Genomic DNA, 1,395 nt, shown 5'->3' with positions numbered 1-1,395 from the left:
ATCCTGGAGTCGCTCGGCTACCCGCGCAACAGCGCCCAGGTCAACCTCTCGGGCGGTGAGGTCTCGTTCGAGGTCACCATCCCGGGTGCCGGCCCGTGCGTCGCCGGCCGGCTCGGCAACCCCGTCAAGGTCGAGGCCCACGGGTACTACCTGGAGGGCGGCTGCACCGAGCCGAAGGGCGGCCACTGACCCGGGAGGTCACTGCCCCGGACGGTCACTGACCCGGGAGATCACTTGCCCCGGACGGCCACTGACCCGGGCAGGCGATCCCATCGGGCCCCGCGGTGCTGCGGCGGACCGGCCTCCAGCGCTGCCGGGCGGGCCCGTCTGTGCACAGGCCAGTCCGTGCGCAGGCCCGTTTCTGCGCGGGCCCGCCTACCGGGCGGGGCCGGCGGGCGCGTCCCCGCCGAGGACGGCGTCGACCTCGATCTCGACCAGCCACTCCGGGTCGATGAAGCGCGAGACCTCGACGAACGTGCAGGCGGGCCTGACGGCCGCGAACCGTTCGCCGTGCGCCCGCGCGGCCTCCTTCCAACGGGTGACGTCGGTCAGCATGATGCGCGTCCGCACGACGTCCTGCACCGATGCCCCGGCCTCCTTCAGCGCCTGCTCGGCGATGTCGAGGCACCGGACCGTCTGCCCGTGGACGTCGCCCGGCGCCGCCGTGGAACCGTCGTCCGCGATGGGCGCCGTTCCGGCGACCGCGACGTGGTCGCCCACCCGGACCGCGCGGGAGAAGCCGATCTGCGGCTCCAACGGCGAACCCGAACCGACGTTCTGCCGCATGCGCCCCACGTGTTCCAAGCGTTCCACCTGTTCCGTCCGTTCCATCCGCCCATGCTGCCAGACGGTGGCCGCCGTGATCCACCTGCGCCCGCAGGAACCGTTCTGCTCCTGCGAGTTCGGGGTGAGGTGCGTAGCACGGCCCCCTGTGGTGCGTGGAGGTTTCGCCGGGATTCCCCCCGCATGGGCGAACTGGGCGCGGGCTGCGGTCCGGCGAGCCCGGGGCGCGGTAAACCTGTTTCCCGCACCACCCGGACGGCGGGACGGCAGCCCCGTCCCGGCACGTCCCGGCGGTGTGCGCGACGCGTGGGACAACCGACCGGGGAGGCACCGAATCAGCCGCCGAGCAGCGCTGCCGAGGTCCGGCCGGAGGACCGCCGACGGCCGGCCGAGCGCCGCCCGCACCGGCGCCCCACGCACCCGCCGCACGCCGTCCGCAGGGGCCGGTGCCCGCTCGTCGTCCCGTACTCCTTCGATCGTTTGAGGATGCTGATGCTTGGTGCTGGATCGTCACCCAGAGGTCGGCGCTCCACTCCCGTGCTGGTGTGGATACTGCCCGTCGTGGTGACGGCGGCGGTACACCTCGAGCCCGCGACCGCCACCACCGCTGCC

1 protein-coding gene and 1 pseudogene are annotated in these 1,395 nt (G+C 73.5%); one reads left to right on the top strand and one right to left on the bottom strand.

From position 1 onward, the window contains the following. Positions 1 to 189: pseudogene (locus ACFC1F_RS43395) on the top strand (hypothetical protein); the annotation flags it as partial. 186 nt (positions 190 to 375) lie between these two features. Here ACFC1F_RS43395 and ACFC1F_RS43390 read toward each other — a convergent pair. Further along, entirely contained in the window at positions 376 to 831 is a 456-nt protein-coding gene (locus ACFC1F_RS43390; protein ID WP_376167350.1) for a RidA family protein, read from the bottom strand. Between the last annotated feature and the right edge of the window lie 564 nt (positions 832 to 1,395).

The organism is Kitasatospora sp. NPDC056181, assembly GCF_042266225.1.
Classification (GTDB): Bacteria; Actinomycetota; Actinomycetes; order Streptomycetales; family Streptomycetaceae; genus Kitasatospora.
The sequence above is the reverse complement of the archived record's forward strand: the minus strand, read 5'-3'. Positions and strand labels throughout refer to the sequence as shown.

Bases quoted from the DNA above. Each gene is read 5' to 3' on its own strand.
- ACFC1F_RS43390 (WP_376167350.1), bottom strand. From the start codon at position 831: ATGGAACGGACGGAACAGGTGGAACGCTTGGAACACGTGGGGCGCATG.